The organism is Pseudomonas sp. NPDC089758 (genome assembly GCF_044748705.1).
Taxonomy (GTDB): domain Bacteria; phylum Pseudomonadota; class Gammaproteobacteria; order Pseudomonadales; family Pseudomonadaceae; genus Aquipseudomonas; species Aquipseudomonas putida_X.
This window is the reverse complement of sequence record NZ_JBIVGN010000003.1, coordinates 63,230-79,981: the sequence shown is the minus strand read 5'-3', so window position 1 is coordinate 79,981 and position 16,752 is coordinate 63,230. Positions and strand designations below refer to the sequence as shown.

Annotated in this window: 16 protein-coding genes; 6 read left to right on the top strand and 10 right to left on the bottom strand. The window is 62.6% G+C overall.

The window, feature by feature from the left end:
• Positions 1 to 9: 9 nt before the first annotated feature.
• The 3 genes from ACIPZH_RS04980 to ACIPZH_RS04970 all read left to right on the top strand — a co-directional run bounded on the left by ACIPZH_RS04980 (position 10) and on the right by ACIPZH_RS04970 (position 2,187).
• On the top strand, positions 10 to 1,290 hold the full coding sequence (locus ACIPZH_RS04980) for an MFS transporter (RefSeq protein WP_241804248.1): 1,281 nt from the start codon (positions 10 to 12) through the stop codon (positions 1,288 to 1,290).
• A 102-nt stretch (positions 1,291 to 1,392) separates the two neighbouring features.
• Complete coding sequence (locus ACIPZH_RS04975) at positions 1,393 to 1,863, top strand: nuclear transport factor 2 family protein (RefSeq protein WP_400635393.1); 471 nt, start codon at positions 1,393 to 1,395, stop codon at positions 1,861 to 1,863.
• Between the two features lie 36 nt (positions 1,864 to 1,899).
• Positions 1,900 to 2,187, top strand: a complete 288-nt coding sequence (locus ACIPZH_RS04970; protein WP_400626367.1) for a GIY-YIG nuclease family protein — start codon at positions 1,900 to 1,902, stop codon at positions 2,185 to 2,187.
• Here ACIPZH_RS04970 and yejK read toward each other — a convergent pair whose 3' ends face one another.
• On the bottom strand, positions 2,188 to 3,195 hold the full coding sequence (gene yejK, locus ACIPZH_RS04965) for a nucleoid-associated protein YejK (RefSeq protein WP_267818479.1): 1,008 nt from the start codon (positions 3,193 to 3,195) through the stop codon (positions 2,188 to 2,190).
• Between the two features lie 393 nt (positions 3,196 to 3,588).
• Here yejK and ACIPZH_RS04960 point away from each other — a divergent pair, with 393 nt between their 5' ends.
• Entirely contained in the window at positions 3,589 to 3,870 is a 282-nt protein-coding gene (locus ACIPZH_RS04960) for an HU family DNA-binding protein (RefSeq protein ID WP_012316055.1), read from the top strand.
• Positions 3,871 to 3,921: 51 nt separating this feature from the next.
• Here ACIPZH_RS04960 and rlmF read toward each other — a convergent pair whose 3' ends face one another.
• The 5 genes from rlmF to ACIPZH_RS04935 all read right to left on the bottom strand — a co-directional run bounded on the left by rlmF (position 3,922) and on the right by ACIPZH_RS04935 (position 10,335).
• Positions 3,922 to 4,872 (bottom strand): 23S rRNA (adenine(1618)-N(6))-methyltransferase RlmF, encoded by a 951-nt coding sequence (gene rlmF / locus ACIPZH_RS04955; protein WP_267818477.1) that lies wholly within the window; start codon positions 4,870 to 4,872, stop codon positions 3,922 to 3,924.
• A 121-nt stretch (positions 4,873 to 4,993) separates the two neighbouring features.
• The gene (locus ACIPZH_RS04950; RefSeq protein ID WP_267818475.1) at positions 4,994 to 7,840 is read right to left on the bottom strand and encodes a valine--tRNA ligase; all 2,847 of its coding nucleotides are present in this window, start codon (positions 7,838 to 7,840) and stop codon (positions 4,994 to 4,996) included.
• A 138-nt stretch (positions 7,841 to 7,978) separates the two neighbouring features.
• The gene (locus tag ACIPZH_RS04945) at positions 7,979 to 8,356 is read right to left on the bottom strand and encodes a DNA polymerase III subunit chi (protein WP_400626152.1); all 378 of its coding nucleotides are present in this window, start codon (positions 8,354 to 8,356) and stop codon (positions 7,979 to 7,981) included.
• A gap of 5 nt (positions 8,357 to 8,361) precedes the next feature.
• Complete coding sequence (locus tag ACIPZH_RS04940; protein WP_241804255.1) at positions 8,362 to 8,790, bottom strand: DNA polymerase III subunit chi; 429 nt, start codon at positions 8,788 to 8,790, stop codon at positions 8,362 to 8,364.
• Between the two features lie 51 nt (positions 8,791 to 8,841).
• A complete protein-coding gene (locus ACIPZH_RS04935; protein WP_349974798.1) occupies positions 8,842 to 10,335 on the bottom strand; it encodes a leucyl aminopeptidase in 1,494 nt (497 codons plus the stop codon).
• Between the two features lie 289 nt (positions 10,336 to 10,624).
• Between ACIPZH_RS04935 and lptF the strand changes: the two genes are divergently transcribed.
• Complete coding sequence (gene lptF, locus ACIPZH_RS04930; protein WP_267818468.1) at positions 10,625 to 11,740, top strand: LPS export ABC transporter permease LptF; 1,116 nt, start codon at positions 10,625 to 10,627, stop codon at positions 11,738 to 11,740.
• Complete coding sequence (gene lptG, locus ACIPZH_RS04925) at positions 11,733 to 12,794, top strand: LPS export ABC transporter permease LptG (RefSeq protein ID WP_400635390.1); 1,062 nt, start codon at positions 11,733 to 11,735, stop codon at positions 12,792 to 12,794. The genes lptF and lptG overlap by 8 nt, the downstream gene beginning before the upstream one ends.
• 191 nt (positions 12,795 to 12,985) lie before the next feature.
• On the opposite strand, the gene ACIPZH_RS04920 is transcribed toward lptG, so the two are convergent.
• The 4 genes from ACIPZH_RS04920 to ACIPZH_RS04905 all read right to left on the bottom strand — a co-directional run bounded on the left by ACIPZH_RS04920 (position 12,986) and on the right by ACIPZH_RS04905 (position 16,660).
• Entirely contained in the window at positions 12,986 to 13,474 is a 489-nt protein-coding gene (locus ACIPZH_RS04920; protein WP_267818464.1) for an RDD family protein, read from the bottom strand.
• A gap of 91 nt (positions 13,475 to 13,565) precedes the next feature.
• Positions 13,566 to 13,778, bottom strand: coding sequence for a cold-shock protein (locus ACIPZH_RS04915; protein WP_012316046.1), 213 nt, complete (start codon positions 13,776 to 13,778; stop codon positions 13,566 to 13,568).
• 355 nt (positions 13,779 to 14,133) lie between these two features.
• Complete coding sequence (gcvT, locus tag ACIPZH_RS04910) at positions 14,134 to 15,255, bottom strand: glycine cleavage system aminomethyltransferase GcvT (RefSeq protein WP_400635388.1); 1,122 nt, start codon at positions 15,253 to 15,255, stop codon at positions 14,134 to 14,136.
• A 28-nt stretch (positions 15,256 to 15,283) separates the two neighbouring features.
• On the bottom strand, positions 15,284 to 16,660 hold the full coding sequence (locus tag ACIPZH_RS04905) for an L-serine ammonia-lyase (RefSeq protein WP_400635386.1): 1,377 nt from the start codon (positions 16,658 to 16,660) through the stop codon (positions 15,284 to 15,286).
• Positions 16,661 to 16,752: the final 92 nt, after the last annotated feature.

Here is a 16,752-nt window from a genome sequence, read left to right as displayed (position 1 = left end):
GAGAAGGCCATGGCTGAACCAATGACCCGTGACACACCTGCCCGCGAGCGCGAGCTGGATGAACTGCTGATCGATGCCGAAGCCGATGATGCGCAAGTGCAGGGCCAGCCTGTGGTACTGCAGCGGCCCTGGTTGCTGTTGTTGGGCCTGGTACTGGTTGCCTTGAACCTGCGCCCGGCGCTGTCCAGCATGGCCCCGGTACTTGGCCTGGTCAGTGAAAGCCTTGGCCTCAGTGCCTCTGAAGCGGGGCTGCTGACGACCCTGCCAGTGCTCTGCCTGGGGCTGTTCGCGCCCCTTGCACCGCTGCTTGCGCGGCGCTGGGGCAGCGAGCGGGTGATCCTCGGCATCTTGCTGACGCTGGCGCTGGGCATCGTGCTGCGCAGTGCGTTGGGTACCACCGGGGTATTTCTTGGCAGCATCATGGCCGGCGCCAGCATTGGCATCATCGGCGTGCTGTTGCCTGGTATCGTCAAGCGTGATTTTCCCAGCCACGCCGGCACCTTGACGGGGGTCTACACCATGGCCCTTTGTCTGGGCGCAGCCATGGCGGCAGGCGCCACGGTACCGCTGACCGAGCATTTGCATGGCAGTTGGGCCTTGGGCCTGGGTTTCTGGATGATCCCGGCATTGCTGGCCATGCTGGTCTGGTTGCCCCAGGCGCGCCAAGGGCACGGCATGCACAAGGTGGCTTACCGGGTGAAAGGGCTATGGCGTGATCCGCTGGCCTGGCAGGTAACCCTGTACATGGGCCTGCAGTCATCGCTGGCGTACATCGTGTTCGGCTGGTTGCCCTCTATCCTCATCGGCCGTGGCCTGAGCCCGACCGAGGCGGGCCTGGTGCTCTCCGGTTCGGTGATCGTGCAACTGGTCAGCTCGCTGAGTGCGCCCTGGCTGGCCACACGGGGCAAAGACCAGCGGTTGGCAATCGTACTGGTCATGCTCATCACCCTCGCCGGCCTGTTCGGTTGCCTGTATGCGCCGCTGTCTGGCCTGTGGGGTTGGGCGGTGCTGCTGGGGCTGGGGCAGGGCGGTACGTTTGCCTTGGCGCTGACGCTGATCGTGCTGCGCTCCAAAGACGCTCACGTGGCGGCCAACCTGTCGAGCATGGCCCAGGGCGTGGGCTATACCCTTGCCTCGATGGGCCCCTTTGCCGTGGGGTTGGTGCATGACATGACGGGCGGCTGGGCCGCCGTGGGCTGGATCTTTGCCGTGCTGGGCGTGGGTGCCATCGTGTTCGGCCTTGGGGCGGGGCGGGCGCGGCATGTCAACGTGAGCAGCGAAAGGCTTTGAGGCGGGCAGTGATCCAGCCTGCATTCACGTTGCAAATGGGCATGGCATTGCCGCTGCCCACAGATTATCGTGCAGCTTTCCATTCCCAGGACGGGCCTGCCCATGAGCGACGCCAACCGTGACCTGATCACCCGCTTCTATCAAGCTTTCCAGCGCCTGGACGCTGAAGCGATGGTAGCTTGCTACAGCGAGGACATTGTCTTCAGTGACCCGGTTTTCGGTACCCTGCGCGGCCGTGATGCCGGTGACATGTGGCGGATGCTCACCACACGGGCCAAGGATTTCTCTCTGACATTCGACCATGTCCGCGCAGACGAGCGCAGCGCCTGCGCACATTGGGTGGCGACGTACCTGTTCAGCCAGACTGGCCGTACCGTGGTCAACGATATTCAGGCGCGCTTCGTCATCCGCGACGGGTTGATCTGCCAGCACGACGACAGCTTCGACCTGTGGCGCTGGTCGCGTCAGGCGTTGGGTGCCCCCGGTGTGTTGCTGGGGTGGTCGCCCATGCTGCAGAACAAAGTGCGCCAGCAGGCATTCAAAGGGCTGCGTGCGTTTCAGCAGGCGAACTGAGCGGTTAAGCTGTGCGCTTCGCAGCCAGGCACAAGCATCGTGAGCGACGTATCGGAAAAACCCATCTGCAAACCTTGGTATGTCTACCTGGTGCGGGCTGCCAATGGTTCGCTGTACTGCGGCGTCAGTGATGATCCGCAGCGGCGTTTCGTGGCGCATCAGAAGGGGCAGGGGGCGCGGTATTTCAAGACCAGCCCGGCACAGGCGCTGGTCTACGTCGAGCAATGGCCCGACAAGGGCGAGGCATTGCGCCAGGAGCGCCTGGTGAAGAAGTTGCGCAAGGCAGCCAAGGAGGCGTTGGTCGCCTCCTATGCCAACGGTTGATCAGTCCTTGCGGCGCTTGAGCTGGTCCACCAGCTGCGTCGGCAGGCCTTTGATGATCAGTGTACCCGCCGCCTCGTCATACTCCACCTTGTCCCCCAGCAGATGCGCTTCGAAGCTGATCGACAGGCCTTCGGCACGCCCGGTGAAGCGGCGGAACTGATTGAGGGTACGTTTGTCCGCCGGGATCTCTGGCGACAGGCCGTAGTCCTTGTTGCGGATATGGTCGTAGAAGGCCTTGGGGCGGTCTTCGTCGATCAGGCTGGACAGCTCTTCCAAGGTTACCGGCTCGCCCAGTTTGGTCTGGGTGGTGGCGTAGTCGACCAGGGTCTGGGTCTTTTCGCGTGCGGCTTCTTCCGGCAGGTCCTCGCTTTCAACGAAGTCGCTGAACGCCTTGAGCAGGGTACGGGTTTCGCCTGGGCCGTCGACGCCTTCCTGGCAGCCGATGAAGTCACGGAAGTAATCCGAAACCTTCTTGCCATTCTTGCCCTTGATGAACGAGATGTACTGCTTGGAGTTCTGGTTGTTCTTCCACTCCGACAAGTTGATACGTGCCGCCAGGTGCAATTGGCCCAGGTCCAGGTGCCGCGAAGGCGTCACATCCAGCTCGGCATTCACCGCCACGCCTTCGCTGTGGTGCAGCAGAGCGATGGCCAGGTAGTCGGTCATGCCTTGCTGGTAGTGGGCGAACAGGATGTGGCCGCCAGTGGACAGGTTGGATTCTTCCATCAGTTTTTGCAGATGCTCAACGGCAACGCGGCTGAAGGCGGCAAAGTCCTTTTCTTCTTCCAGGTACTGCTTGAGCCAGCCGCTCAGCGGGTAGGCGCCGGATTCACCGTGGAAGAAGCCCCAGGCTTTGCCCTGCTTGGCGTTGTAGCTGTCGTTGAGGTCGGCCAGCAGGTTTTCGATAGCGTCCGATGCACCCAGCTCGGTATCCCGTGCGTGGAGCACGGCGGGGCTGCCATCGGGCTTCTTGTCGATCAGGTGAACGATGCAATGACGGATTGGCATGGAATTCTCGGTCAGTCGTGGGCGGCCAGGCGCCGCGCTGCAAAAGTGGGGAAGTTTACCGCAGACGGCAGGTGATGCAGTGGCCGGATGTTGGCAGAAATGCCGGTTGTTGTTTTTTTGTTCAATTTTTAGCGAATTTGGCTAAAACCCCCGAAAAACCTGCACTAAATTGAAGCGAGCAGCGGATATTTATCCATTCCTGTGGTAGCTTTGCGCGGTCTTGCGCACCTCGGGTGGCGCATTGCTGGCAGCGCACTTGCGCCGTGTCGAACCAAACGCCGATTTGTGCATCTACATGCCCGATTGGCGCGGCCCTCCAGACTTCAGGGGCTGGCCCGATAACGTCGTAGAGCGCTGCATAACCACTGAATTTGATAGGGAAGGAACACCACCATGGCATTGACCAAAGACCAACTGATTGCCGATATCGCCGAGTCGATCGCTCAGCCGAAAGCCACCGCCAAAAACGCTCTGGAGCAACTGGGCCAGATCGTTGCCGACCAGCTGGAAAACGGCGCTGAAATCACTCTGCCAGGCATCGGCAAGCTGAAAGTCTCCGAGCGTCCTGCCCGTACCGGCCGCAACCCTTCGACTGGCGCCGCCATCGAAATCGCTGCCAAGAAAGTCGTCAAGTTCGTGCCGGCCAAGTCGCTGACCGACGCTATCAACAAGTAATTCGTTGATGCATTGACGAAACCGCGCCCGGCTTGCCCGGGCGCGGTTTTTTCATGCCTGTGATTTGCGTCGGGCATTCCAGGCCTGGCGTTGGCCATGGTCGTGGAAGCTCCACGCAACCATACGGCTTTGTTTCTGCCCCTGGCCCATCTCAACGATGCGTACGGCCTTGGCCCCGGCTTTTTTCAGCGCCGCTTCGATGCCCGGCAGGTTGCTGGCCTTGGACACCAGGCTGGTGAACCACAATACCTGCAAGGCGTACTGCACGCTTTCGCCTACCAGCTGGCTGACGAAGCGGATCTCGCCACCTTCACACCACAGCTCGTTGTTCTGCCCGCCGAAGTTGAGCACGGGCAGCTTGCGCTTGGGGTCCTGTTTACCGAGGTTCTTCCACTTGCGCTGGCTACCGCGGGTGGCTTCGTCGCGGGAGGCGTGGAAGGGCGGGTTGCACAAGGTCAGGTCGAAGCGTTCGTCTTCCTCCAGCAGGCCGCCGAGAATGAGCTTGGGATCGTTCTGTTGGCGCAGTGCGATGGCCTTGCTCAGCGTGTTGGCCTGAACGATGGCCTTGGCCGAGGCCAGTGCCACTGGGTCGATGTCCGAGCCAAGGAAACGCCAGCGGTAATCGCTGTGGCCGAGCAGCGGGTAGATGCAGTTGGCACCCACGCCAATGTCCAGGGCGCGCACCTGAGCGCCTTTGGGCACTTCACCTGCGTTGTCCTCGGCCAGCAGGTCGGCGGCGACGTGAATGTAGTCGGCGCGGCCCGGTATCGGCGGGCACAGGTAATCGGCGGGAATGTCCCAGTGCTGGATGCCGTACTGGGCCTTGAGCAAGGCGCGGTTGAACACCCGCACGGCTTCGGGGTTGGCGAAGTCGATGCTGGGTTTACCGTGAGGGTTGGTGATGGTGAAGCGAGCCAGGTCCGGGTGGGCCTTGATCAGGCTGGGGAAGTCGTAGCGCCCCTGATGGCGGTTGCGCGGGTGCAGGGTGGGTTTCTGGGTCATGGTGGGTGTCCTGAAAAAGCATCGCCGGCAAGCCGGCTCCCCCAGGTACACCACTGTACGTGTTGGAGCCGGCATGCCGGCGATGGGCTGCCACAGCAGCCCGCGATGGCTTCACTTTAGGTTACAGCGCAGCGATCCGCGCATGCTGTTCGGTGAAGTTGGCCAGGGCCTGCTCGGCCTCTGCCAGCTTGGCGCGCTCCTTCTCGATCACCGCAGGCGGTGCCTTGTCGACGAAGGCAGCATTCGACAGCTTGCCGCCGACGCGTTGCACTTCACCTTGCAGGCGCTGGATTTCCTTGTTCAGGCGAGCCAGCTCGGCGTCTTTGTCGATCAGGCCAGCCATCGGTACCAGCACCTGCAGATCGCCCACCAGTGCAGTGGCCGACAGCGGCGCTTCTTCAGCCTCGCCGAGCACGGTGAACGACTCGACCTTGGCCAGCTTCTTGAGCAGGGCTTCGTTTTCCTGCAGGCGGCGCTGGTCGTCGGCGTTGGCGTTCTTCAGGAACAGTGGCAGGGGCTTGCCCGGGCCGATGTTCATTTCGGCGCGGATGTTACGCAGGCCGACCATCAGTTCCTTGAGCCATTCGATATCGCCTTCGGCGGCGGCATCGATGCGGCTTTCGTTGGCCACTGGCCACGGCTGCAGCATGATGGTCTTGCCGTTGATGCCTGCCAGCGGCGCGATGCGCTGCCAGATTTCTTCGGTGATGAACGGCATGAACGGATGAGCCAGGCGCAGCGCCACTTCCAGCACGCGCACCAAGGTGCGACGGGTGCCGCGGGCGCGCTCTACCGGAGCGTTTTCGTCCCACAGTACCGGCTTGGACAGTTCCAGGTACCAGTCGCAGTACTGGTTCCAGATGAACTCGTACAGGGCTTGGCTGGCCAGGTCGAAACGGAACTGCTCGAGCTGGCGGGTCACTTCGGCTTCGGTGCGTTGCAGCTGCGAGATGATCCAGCGGTCGGCAAGCGACAGCTCGCAGGCTTCGCCGTTCTGCCCGCAGTCCTCGCCTTTGTCCAGCACATAGCGGGCGGCGTTCCAGATCTTGTTGCAGAAGTTGCGATAGCCTTCGACGCGGCCCATGTCGAACTTGATGTCGCGGCCAGTGGAGGCCAGCGAGCAGAAGGTGAAGCGCAGGGCGTCGGTGCCGTAGCTGGCGATGCCCTCGGGGAACTCGGCTTTGGTCTGCTTGGCGATCTTCTCGGCCAGCTTGGGCTGCATCATGCCGCTGGTGCGTTTTTCCAGCAGGGCGTCCAGGGTGATGCCGTCAACGATGTCCAGTGGGTCGAGCACGTTGCCCTTGGACTTGGACATCTTCTGGCCCTGGCCGTCACGTACCAGGCCGTGCACATACACGGTCTTGAACGGGACCTGCGGGGTGCCATCCTCGTTCTTGATCAGGTGCATGGTCAGCATGATCATCCGGGCAACCCAGAAGAAGATGATGTCAAAGCCAGTGACCAGCACGTCGGTGGAGTGGAATTTCTTGAGGAATTCGGTCTGTTCCGGCCAGCCCAGGGTGGAGAAGGTCCACAGGCCCGAGCTGAACCAGGTGTCGAGCACGTCGTCGTCCTGGCGCAGTACCACGTCGGCGCCCAGGTTGTGCTTGGTGCGCACTTCGGCTTCGTTGCGGCCGACATAGACCTGGCCGGCCTCGTCGTACCACGCCGGGATCCGGTGGCCCCACCACAGCTGACGGCTGATGCACCAATCCTGGATGTCGCGCATCCAGGAGAAATACATGTTTTCGTACTGCTTGGGCACGAACTGGATGCGGCCATCTTCAACGGCGGCAATCGCAGGTTCGGCCAACGGCTTGGTGGAAACGTACCACTGGTCGGTCAGCCACGGCTCGATGATGGTGCCGGAGCGGTCGCCTTTGGGGACTTTCAGCGCATGGTCGTCGATGCTGACCAGCAGGCCCTGAGCGTCCAGGTCGGCGACGATCTGCTTGCGCGCGACGAACCGGTCCAGGCCTGCGTACTGGGCGGGCAGGCGGGTGTCCGCCTGCTCATTGACGCTGCCATCGAGGTTGAAAGCCTGGGCGGCGGGCAGCACCAGGGCGTTCTTGTCGAAGATGTTGAGCAGCGGCAGGTTGTGGCGCTTGCCGACTTCATAGTCATTGAAGTCGTGGGCCGGGGTGATCTTCACGCAGCCAGTGCCGAACTCGGGGTCGCAGTAGTCATCGGCGATGATCGGGATGCGGCGGCCGACCAGCGGCAATTCGACGAACTTGCCGATCAGGGCCTGGTAGCGCTCATCGTTCGGGTTGACCGCTACCGCCGCATCGCCCAGCAGGGTTTCCGGGCGAGTGGTGGCGACCACCAGGTAATCCTGGCCATCGGCAGTCCTGGCGCCGTCGGCCAGCGGGTAACGCAGGTTCCACAGGTGGCCTTTCTCGTCATGGTTTTCCACTTCGAGGTCGGAGATGGCCGTGTGCAGCTTGGTGTCCCAGTTGACCAGGCGCTTGCCACGGTAGATCAGGCCGTCTTCATGCAGGCGTACGAAGGCTTCCTTGACCGCTTCGGACAGGCCGTCATCCATGGTGAAGCGTTCGCGGCTCCAGTCCACCGACGAGCCCAGGCGACGGATCTGCCGGCTGATATTGCCGCCGGACTGCTCTTTCCATTCCCAGACCTTGTCCAGGAAGGCTTCACGGCCGAGGTCGTGACGGTTCTGGCCCTTGGCTTCGAGCTGGCGCTCGACCAGCATCTGGGTGGCGATACCGGCGTGGTCGGTACCTGGCTGCCACAGGGTGTCGCGGCCTTGCATGCGACGGAAACGGATCAGAGCGTCCATGATCGCGTTGTTGAAACCGTGGCCCATGTGCAGGCTGCCCGTCACGTTCGGTGGCGGGATCATGATGGTGTAGGACTCACCTGCACCTTGTGGAGCGAAATAGTTCTCGGACTCCCAGGTGTTGTACCAGGAAGTTTCGATGGCGTGCGGCTGGTAGGTCTTATCCATGCGCGGCGGGACCCTGTGCATTTATTCGGGAAAGCCGGGAAGTATAACGGAGCTGCGAGCTTCAAGCGACAAGCTGCAAGACCTATGGGCACTCTTCACGGGGTAAACCCGCGAAGAATCCGCCGCGTTTGGCAAGGCTTACTCAGAGCGCTTGATCAGCCGCTCGATACGCGCATCGAGCCGGCGCTTGATCTCGGTTTCGATATGCGGGGTGAAGTCGTTGATCACGTCCTGCATGATCAATTGCGCTGCGGCGCGCAGCTCGGCTTCCAGGTGCAGCAGGGTGTCCTGGCGGCGGGTCTGCGGGTTTTCTTCGGGGTCCGCTTCGGCCGGTGCGGCAGCCGCCTCAGGTGCTGGCAGGGTGTTGCCGGCCGGGGTATCGAGCAGCAGCGGAATCTGCTCCACCGTCTCGGTGAGCAGCGGTGGTTGCAGGTCGGCGTCGCCCAGCAGCTGGCGAATCGACTCGAGGTCGTCAAGCAGGTGGGCGGAATCGGGTAGGGCGGAAGGCTTGTCCATCGTCGTCAAAGTCGCTGTAAGCGGTGGTCTTGCAGAGCATAGCCCTGTTCGCGGTAGAAACGGAATCGTTCGCGGGCCGATTGGCGGATATCCGCTTGCTCGACGACGATTTCGGCAACCCGCTCGAATTGCCCGACAAAGCCGGGCACAGCAGCGCCCAGGTTTATCAGCAGATCCCGGTGCTCGCCGGCGTTGTCGGCCAGACCCAAGGCCACGGTGGCGTCAGCGTGGGCCTCTGCCAGGTCGTGGGGTACGAACGCTTCGCCTTTGAACTGCCACAGGCGTTGGTCCAGCTCGCTGCGCTGTTCGGCATCCTGGCAATGCAGGTAGACCCGGTGCCCGAGGCGCCATGCCTTCTCGCACAGCTTGCAGGCGAAATCCAGCCGTGCCGACAGCGAGTCGGTGGGCAGGATGTAGAAATCGACTTTACTCATGGTTCGCTCCGTCGGCCGGTGACGCCATGGGGCATCACCGGCCTCACGGCATCAGGCGCTGGCGCGGTCGAGCAGGTACTGGGTCAGCAGCGGCACCGGCCGGCCAGTGGCGCCCTTGTCCTTGCCCCCGCTGACCCAGGCGGTGCCGGCGATGTCCAGGTGCGCCCAGTTGTAGGCCTTGGCGAAGCGCGACAGGAAGCAGGCTGCGGTGATGGTGCCGGCCTTCGGCCCACCGATGTTGGCGATGTCGGCGAACGGGCTGTCCAGTTGCTCCTGGTACTCATCGAACAGCGGCAGCTGCCAGGCGCGGTCGTCGGCACGCTTGCCGGCATCGAGCAACTGGCCGATCAGCTCGTCGTTGTTGCCCAGCAGGCCCGCAGTGTGGCTGCCGAGGGCCACGATGCACGCGCCGGTCAGGGTGGCGATGTCGATCACTGCTTGTGGCTTGAAGCGTTCGGCGTAGGTCAGTGCATCGCACAGCACCAGGCGGCCTTCAGCGTCGGTGTTGAGGATTTCAACGGTCTGCCCGCTCATGGTGGTGACGATGTCGCCAGGCCGGGTGGCGTTGCCGCTCGGCATGTTCTCGGCGCAGGCCAGGATGCACACCAGGTTGATCGGTAGCTTCAGTTCGAGCACGGCGCGCAGGGTGCCGAACACGCTGGCGGCGCCACACATGTCGTACTTCATTTCGTCCATGCCGGCGCCGGGCTTGAGGCTGATGCCGCCGGTGTCGAAGGTGATGCCTTTACCGACCAGCACGAAGGGTTTGTCGCTCTTCTTGGCGCCCTGGTATTGCAGGACGATCAGGCGTGGCGGCTGCTCGCTGCCCTGGCCGACCGCGTAGAACGCGCCCATGCCCAGGTCCTTGATCTTCTTTTCGTCGAAGATTTCGACCTTGAGGCCTTTATGAGCCTTGCCCAGCTCCTTGGCCTGCTCGGCCAGGTAGCTTGGGTGGCAGAGGTTTGGCGGCAGGTTGCCCAGGTCGCGGGTGAAGGCCATGCCGGTGGCGATGGCGGTGGCGTGGCTTGCCGCCCGCTCCACTTCGGCCAGGCCGGCCTTGTCGGTCAGCAGGGTGACCTTTTTCAGCGCGCGTGGCTCGGCTTTCTGGCTCTTGAAGCGGTCGAACACGTACTCGCCATCGAGCAGGGTTTCGGCCAGCAGGCGATATTTGCCGTAGTGGGCATCACGGTTGCTGACGGCGATGTCGTCCAGTGCCAGCACCGCGTCGCTGCCGTTGAGGCCTTTCAGTACACCGGCAACGCTGGTGACCAGTTTGCGCCAGGCGCGGTCACCGAGGGCGTCGTCCTTGCCGCTGCCCACCAGCAGTACGCGCTCGGCCTTCAGGCCAGGCAGGCTTTGCAGCAGCAGCGTCTGGCCAGGCTTGCCTGCCAGGTCGCCACGCTTGAGCATGGCACTGATGGCGCCGTCGGTGGCCAGGTCTACAGCTTTGGCAACGGCGCCGAGCTTGCGCCCTTCGCCGACCGGTACGACCAGGGTGGCAGTTTTTACGGATGCAGCAGCTACGCTTTTTACAACCAGTTCCATGTCAGGGTCCCCGAATGATCTGTGCAGTTGGCGCTTTGTGTACTTGCGCTCTGGGCGGGCCTGGCCGCGTGGTCGCGCGCCAGTGGAAAAGCTGCCAGTTTGAGCCTGCGGCAAGCGTGCTGACAACCCCGTTGTCAGCCTGGATGCGCGGCCAAGTGACAGGCGCGGTCAATCACAGGATAATGCGCGCACTTTACAAGGAGGTTCGCCCCTGGCGAACCGGCATTGGTCTTGGCTGTCGTAAGCCTTTGTTTGGCAGTCCGCCCCTGACAACCCAGGAGTGTCTGGTTTGATCGTCTTTCGTTATCTCTCCCGCGAGGTCCTGGTGACCTTGAGCGCCGTCAGCGCAGTGCTGCTGGTGATCATCATGAGCGGGCGTTTCATCAAGTACCTGGCCCAGGCGGCCCAGGGCGTGCTCGACCCGAGCGTGCTGTTCCTGATCATGGGCTTCCGCCTGCCCGGTTTCTTGCAACTGATCCTGCCATTGGGGCTGTTCCTCGGCATCCTACTGGCCTATGGCCGGCTGTATCTGGAAAGCGAGATGACCGTGCTGTCGGCCACTGGCATGAGCCAGCAACGCCTGCTCGGCCTTACCCTGGCACCCGCGGCGCTGGTCGCCTTGGTAGTCGCCTGGCTGAGCCTGAGCCTGGCGCCACTGGGCGTTGCCCAGGTGCAGCAGATCATTGGCCAGCAGGATGCCCTGACCGAATTCGATACCTTGGTGCCGGGCCGCTTCCAGACCCTGCGCGACGGTTCGCGGGTGACCTACACCGAGCAGTTGACCGATGACCGCAGCAACCTCACCGGTGTGTTCATCTCCGAGAAGCGCTTCAGCCAGGACAAGACCAAAGACCGTGCACCGTCGGTGCTGGTAGCCGAGAAGGGCCACCAGGAAGTACAGGCCGACGGCAATCGCTATCTGGTGCTGCAGAATGGCTACCGCTATGACGGCAACCCTGGCCAGGCCAATTACCGGGCGATCAAGTACGACACTTATGGCGTGCTGTTGCCCAAGCCTGAAGTCAGCGAGGAAGTGACCGAGCGTGAAGCCATTCCGACCTCCCAACTGATCGGCAATGCCGGGCTACGGGAACGTGCCGAGCTGCAATGGCGCATCTCGTTGCCGATCCTGGTATTCATCGTGACCCTGCTGGCAGTGCCGCTGTCCCGGGTCAATCCACGCCAGGGCCGCTTCCTCAAGCTGCTGCCGGCGATCCTTCTGTACATGGCCTACCTGACGATGCTGATTTCCGTACGTGGCGCTCTGGAGAAAGGCAAGCTGCCGATCGCCCTGGGCATGTGGTGGGTGCATGCCCTGTTCCTGCTCATCGGTCTGGGGCTGATGTACTGGGAGCCGCTGCGCCTCAAGCGTGCCGCCCGTCGTGCGGAGGTGGCGCATGGTTAAGCTCGACCGCTACATCGGCCAGAGCGTGTTGCTGGCCATCCTGGCAGTGCTGGGCATCATCCTGGGCCTGGCTTCGTTGTTCGCATTCATCGATGAGATGAGTGACCTGAGCGATACCTATACCGTCATGGATGCTGGCTGGTTCACACTGCTCACGGCCCCCCGCCGGCTGTATGACATGTTGCCGATGGCGGCATTGATCGGCTGCCTGATCGGCCTGGGCAGCCTGGCCAGCAGCAGCGAACTGACCATCATGCGTGCCGCCGGGGTTTCCATCGGGCGTATCGTATGGGCGGTGATGAAGCCCATGCTGGTGCTGATGCTGGTCGGCCTGCTGATTGGTGAGTACGTGGCGCCGATCAGCGAGAACAAGGCCCAGGCCGACCGTTCCCTGGCCCAGGGCGGCGGTGAGGCGCAGAGCTCCAAGCGCGGTATGTGGCACCGTCAGGGTGATGAGTTCGTGCATATCAACTCGGTGCAGCCCAATGGCCTGCTGCTGGGCGTGACCCGCTACCGCTTCGACGCAGAGCGCAAGATCGTCACCTCGAGTTTCGCGCGCCGGGCACGTTACGAGAGCGATCATTGGATACTCAGCGATGTCAGCACCACCTACTTCCGTGGCGATCACACTGAAGTGGTGAAGAGCCCGGAAGAACGCTGGGATGTCTCAGTGACCCCACAATTGCTCAATACCGTGGTGCTGGCCCCGGAGTCGCTGTCGATCACCGGGCTTTGGGATTACATCCACTACCTGTCCGAGCAAGGCCTGAACAATGCCCGTTACTGGCTGGCGTTCTGGACCAAGGTGCTGCAGCCGGCGGTGACTGCGGCGTTGGTGTTGATGGCGATTTCGTTCATCTTCGGGCCGCTGCGTTCGGTGACCCTCGGCCAACGCGTGTTCACTGGCGTACTGGTGGGGTTCGTGTTCCGCATTGCCGGCGACCTGCTTGGCCCTTCGAGCCAGGTGTTCGGCTTCCCGCCGCTGTTGGCGGTGGTGATCCCGGCCGGTGTGTGTGCGCTGGCCGGCGTATGGTTGCTGCGCCGGGCGGGATGATGGCCTGGTGAGGTGAGAAAGCCGACCTTGAGGTTGATGCCGGTCAGGTAGCGTTAGCAGGGCTGCTATGCAGCCCATCGCCGGCAAGCCGGCTCCCACCGGTACAGCGCAGCCCTCAAGCGATGCGCGGTACTTGTGGGAGCCGGCTTGCCGGCGATGGGCCGCAAAGCGGTCCCCTGATTGCCTGGCTGTCATTTCGTCTGTTTTGGCACCCGCACCAACTCTGTTTGCGAGTAAATGTCATGCCAGCCGCGCTTTCGCTTGTCGATCAGCGACCAGAGAAACCCCAGCCCCAGGCACAGCCATGAGGCGATCGACACGATAAAGCGCAGCAGCGCCTGCCACAGGCTGATTGCGCTGCCGTCAGGGTTTTGCACGCGCACACCCCATACCTGCATGCCCAGAGTCTGCCCGCCGTGGGTCCAGAACTTGGCAAAGAAACCGAACAGCGCAAACAGCAGGATCGTCGACAGCAGCGGGTCGCCGTCCAGGGCACCAGCCTCGGTCAGTTCGCGCATGCGCGCCTCGCCGATGATCGCCATCTGGATCATCTTGTAAGCCCCTGCGGTGACGATCAGCAGGGCCGTACACAGCAGGAAATCGTAGAACATCGCCGCCAGGCGCCGGCCCAGGCCGACCGGCGGGAAATCACCTTGGGGTGAAAGCAGAGGCTTGGGCATGCAGGACAGCTCCGAAGGGGGAAGCCGTCATTCTACGGGCAAAAAAAAGCCCCTGCACAGGGCAGGGGCTTTCTTCGAAGTCGCGACCGGCTTAGCCGAGGACTTGAACCTTGTCAGCCTGCAGGCCTTTTTGGCCCTGAACTGCTTCGAAGGTGACCTTCTGGCCTTCTTTCAGGCTCTTGAAGCCGTTGCCCTCGATGGCACGGAAGTGCACGAACAGATCAGCACCGCTTTCTGGGGTGATGAAGCCGTAACCTTTCTCGTCATTGAACCACTTGACGGTACCGTTCTGACGCTCAGCCATTGTCTTATTTCCTATGAAGCTTAAATTTGAATGACAGTTACTTTCACGTTATCGAAAGTGAAAGAGTACTGGGCTGGGTTGCAGGAAAGTAAGTCACGTCGAACGGGTTGTAGCAGATTGCGGCTACTGGCCCAGGTCACGAACTGTTGCGACCCATGCAAACACAGTGCATTGACTCTACGCCAACTCCCAAGAAAAAAACAAGCCCTTGATCAGCTGGAAAATCGGGCTTTTTTCGATAACTGGAAAATTCGTCGCAAACGGCATGACGCCTGGCCTGGCGCCATGTTCATAAGTTATGGAGCAGGTTCGAAAACGAATAAGTCGACCTGCCCGCAAACCTCATGTACCGCGTTCAACCGCGATAGTAACGTTGCGCCACAAAAGGCGTTTTGCTGACTTTCATGACAACCTTCTTGCCGCGCACCAAGGCAAACAGTGGCGTGTCCAGCGCGCCATGTTCGATATCGACATAACCCATGGCCACCGGCGCGCCAAGTGTCGGGCCGAAGCCGCCACTGCTGACTTTGCCCACAGGCTTGTCAGCGGCATCGACAATCTCTGCGCCTTCGCGCACCGGTGTACGTTCCTGTGGCAGCAGGCCCACACGCTTGCGGGCCACGCCTGCTTGCTGCTGGGCAAAGATCACCTCGGCGCCGGGGAAGCCGCCGGCACGCGCCCCTTCGGCACGGCGAACCTTGGACATGGCCCAGAGCAGGCTGGCCTCGACCGGCGTGGTGGCGGTATCCATGTCGTGGCCATACAGGCACAGGCCAGCTTCCAGGCGCAGAGAGTCGCGCGCGCCCAAGCCGATCGGCTGCACCTGCGGATCGGCCAGCAGGTGGCGGGCCAGGGCTTCGGCGGCCTTGGCCGGCACCGAAATCTCATACCCGTCTTCGCCGGTGTAGCCTGAGCGGCTGACGTAGCAGTCTTCGCCCAGCAGGGTGACGGGGCGTACCTGCATAAAGGTCATGCCGGCCACTTCCGGGGCCAGGCGCGCGAGCACGGTGACTGCGGCCGGGCCTTGCAGGGCGAGCAGGGCACGCTCCTCGAACAGTGGCTGAATCTGGCAACGGTCACCGATATGCTGCTGCAGGTGGGCCAGGTCCTGCGCCTTGCAGGCGGCATTGACCACCAGGAACAGCGTGTCGTCGCCCAGGTTGGCAACCATCAGGTCGTCGAGGATGCCACCTTGCTCGTTGGTGAACATGGCATAGCGCTGCATGCCCACCGGCAGGTCGATGATATCCACTGGCACCAGGCTTTCCAGGGCCTGGGCGGCATCCTTGCCGCGCAGCATGATCTGGCCCATGTGCGAGACATCGAACAGCCCGGCCTGCTCACGGGTGTGCAGGTGTTCCTTGAGTACGCCCAGCGGGTACTGCACCGGCATGTCGAAGCCGGCGAATGGCACCATGCGCGCGCCCAGTTCCAGGTGCAGGGCGTGCAGCGGGGTCTTGTGCAGTGTTTCGGACATCGGTGACTCCTTGGGTTTTGTTGTCGGGTCAACATTCGATGATGTTGACGGCCAGACCGCCGCGGGCGGTCTCCTTGTATTTGCTTTTCATGTCGGCGCCGGTCTGGCGCATGGTACGGATGACCTTGTCGAGCGACACGTAGTGCTGCCCGTCGCCACGCAGGGCCATGCGCACCGCATTGATGGCCTTGACCGAGCCCATGGCGTTGCGCTCGATACAGGGCACCTGTACCAGCCCACCGATCGGGTCGCAGGTCAGGCCCAGGTTGTGCTCCATTCCGATCTCGGCGGCGTTTTCCACCTGGTGCACGCTACCGCCCATCACCTCGCACAAGGCGCCGGCTGCCATCGAGCAGGCCACGCCGACTTCGCCCTGGCAGCCGACCTCGGCCCCGGAGATCGAGGCGTTTTCCTTGTACAGGATGCCGATGGCCGCGGCAGTCAGTAGAAAACGCACCACGCCGTCTTCACTGGCGCCGGGGACGAAGCGCATGTAGTAGTGCAGTACCGCCGGTACGATGCCCGCTGCACCGTTGGTCGGGGCAGTGACCACGCGCCCGCCGTAGGCGTTTTCCTCGTTGACCGCCAAGGCATAGAGGTTGACCCAGTCAAGTACCGACAACGCATCGCGAAGGTTGGCTTCCGGGTGCTGGCTGAGTTGGCGGTACAGTGCTGGTGCCCGGCGTTTGACCTTGAGCCCGCCCGGCAGGATGCCCTCGTGCCGGTAGCCGGCGGCGACGCAATCCTGCATCACCTGCCAGATCCGCAGCAGACCTGCATGGGTTTCGGCCTCGGGGCGCCACGCCGCCTCGTTGGCCAGCATCACCTGGCTCACCGAGAGGTGATGGGCGGTGCAATGCCCGAGCAGTTGCTTGGCGGTCTTGAACGGGTAGGCGAGGACGGTGCTGTCTTCGACGATACGGTCCAGCCCGGCGGCCTCTTCATCGACCACGAAACCGCCGCCTACCGAGTAGTACTCCCGGCTGCGGATTTGCAGGCCGGCAGCGTCGAAGGCGCGAAAGATCATGCCGTTGGGGTGGTAGGCCAAAGGCTTGCGGATCAGCGCCAGGTGCTGTTTCTCAATGAAGGCGATGCTGTGTTCACCGAGCAGGCGCAGGTGGCCGCTTTCACGGATTGCCTGCAGGCGGGCGGGAATGGCTTCGGTGTCGACGGTATCGGGGTGCTGGCCTTCCAGGCCAAGCAATACCGCCTTGTCGCTGCCATGGCCTTTGCCCGTGGCCCCCAGCGAGCCATACAGTTCGGCCTTGACGCTGGCGGTGCTGGCCAGCAGGCCGTCGCGGCGCAAGCCTTCGGCGAACCGCGCGGCAGCGCGCATCGGGCCGACCGTGTGGGAGCTGGAGGGGCCGATGCCGATCTTGAACAGGTCGAAGACGCTCAGTGACATGGTGCTTGCTCCAGAGGTATCCGGTTATCCCATTGGGGCTGCTGCGCAGCCCATCGCTGGCACGCCAGCTGCCACAGGTGTTGAAACCTGCC

Coding starts and splice junctions, on each gene's coding strand:
- ACIPZH_RS04980 (WP_241804248.1), top strand. CDS start 10: ATGGCTGAACCAATGACCCGTGACACACCTGCCCGCGAGCGCGAGCTG.
- ACIPZH_RS04975 (WP_400635393.1), top strand. CDS start 1,393: ATGAGCGACGCCAACCGTGACCTGATCACCCGCTTCTATCAAGCTTTC.
- yejK (WP_267818479.1), bottom strand. CDS start 3,195: ATGCCAATCCGTCATTGCATCGTTCACCTGATCGACAAGAAGCCCGAT.
- ACIPZH_RS04960 (WP_012316055.1), top strand. CDS start 3,589: ATGGCATTGACCAAAGACCAACTGATTGCCGATATCGCCGAGTCGATC.
- rlmF (WP_267818477.1), bottom strand. CDS start 4,872: ATGACCCAGAAACCCACCCTGCACCCGCGCAACCGCCATCAGGGGCGC.
- ACIPZH_RS04950 (WP_267818475.1), bottom strand. CDS start 7,840: ATGGATAAGACCTACCAGCCGCACGCCATCGAAACTTCCTGGTACAAC.
- ACIPZH_RS04945 (WP_400626152.1), bottom strand. CDS start 8,356: ATGGACAAGCCTTCCGCCCTACCCGATTCCGCCCACCTGCTTGACGAC.
- ACIPZH_RS04940 (WP_241804255.1), bottom strand. CDS start 8,790: ATGAGTAAAGTCGATTTCTACATCCTGCCCACCGACTCGCTGTCGGCA.
- ACIPZH_RS04935 (WP_349974798.1), bottom strand. CDS start 10,335: ATGGAACTGGTTGTAAAAAGCGTAGCTGCTGCATCCGTAAAAACTGCC.
- lptG (WP_400635390.1), top strand. CDS start 11,733: ATGGTTAAGCTCGACCGCTACATCGGCCAGAGCGTGTTGCTGGCCATC.
- ACIPZH_RS04920 (WP_267818464.1), bottom strand. CDS start 13,474: ATGCCCAAGCCTCTGCTTTCACCCCAAGGTGATTTCCCGCCGGTCGGC.
- ACIPZH_RS04915 (WP_012316046.1), bottom strand. CDS start 13,778: ATGGCTGAGCGTCAGAACGGTACCGTCAAGTGGTTCAATGACGAGAAA.
- gcvT (WP_400635388.1), bottom strand. CDS start 15,255: ATGTCCGAAACACTGCACAAGACCCCGCTGCACGCCCTGCACCTGGAA.
- ACIPZH_RS04905 (WP_400635386.1), bottom strand. CDS start 16,660: ATGTCACTGAGCGTCTTCGACCTGTTCAAGATCGGCATCGGCCCCTCC.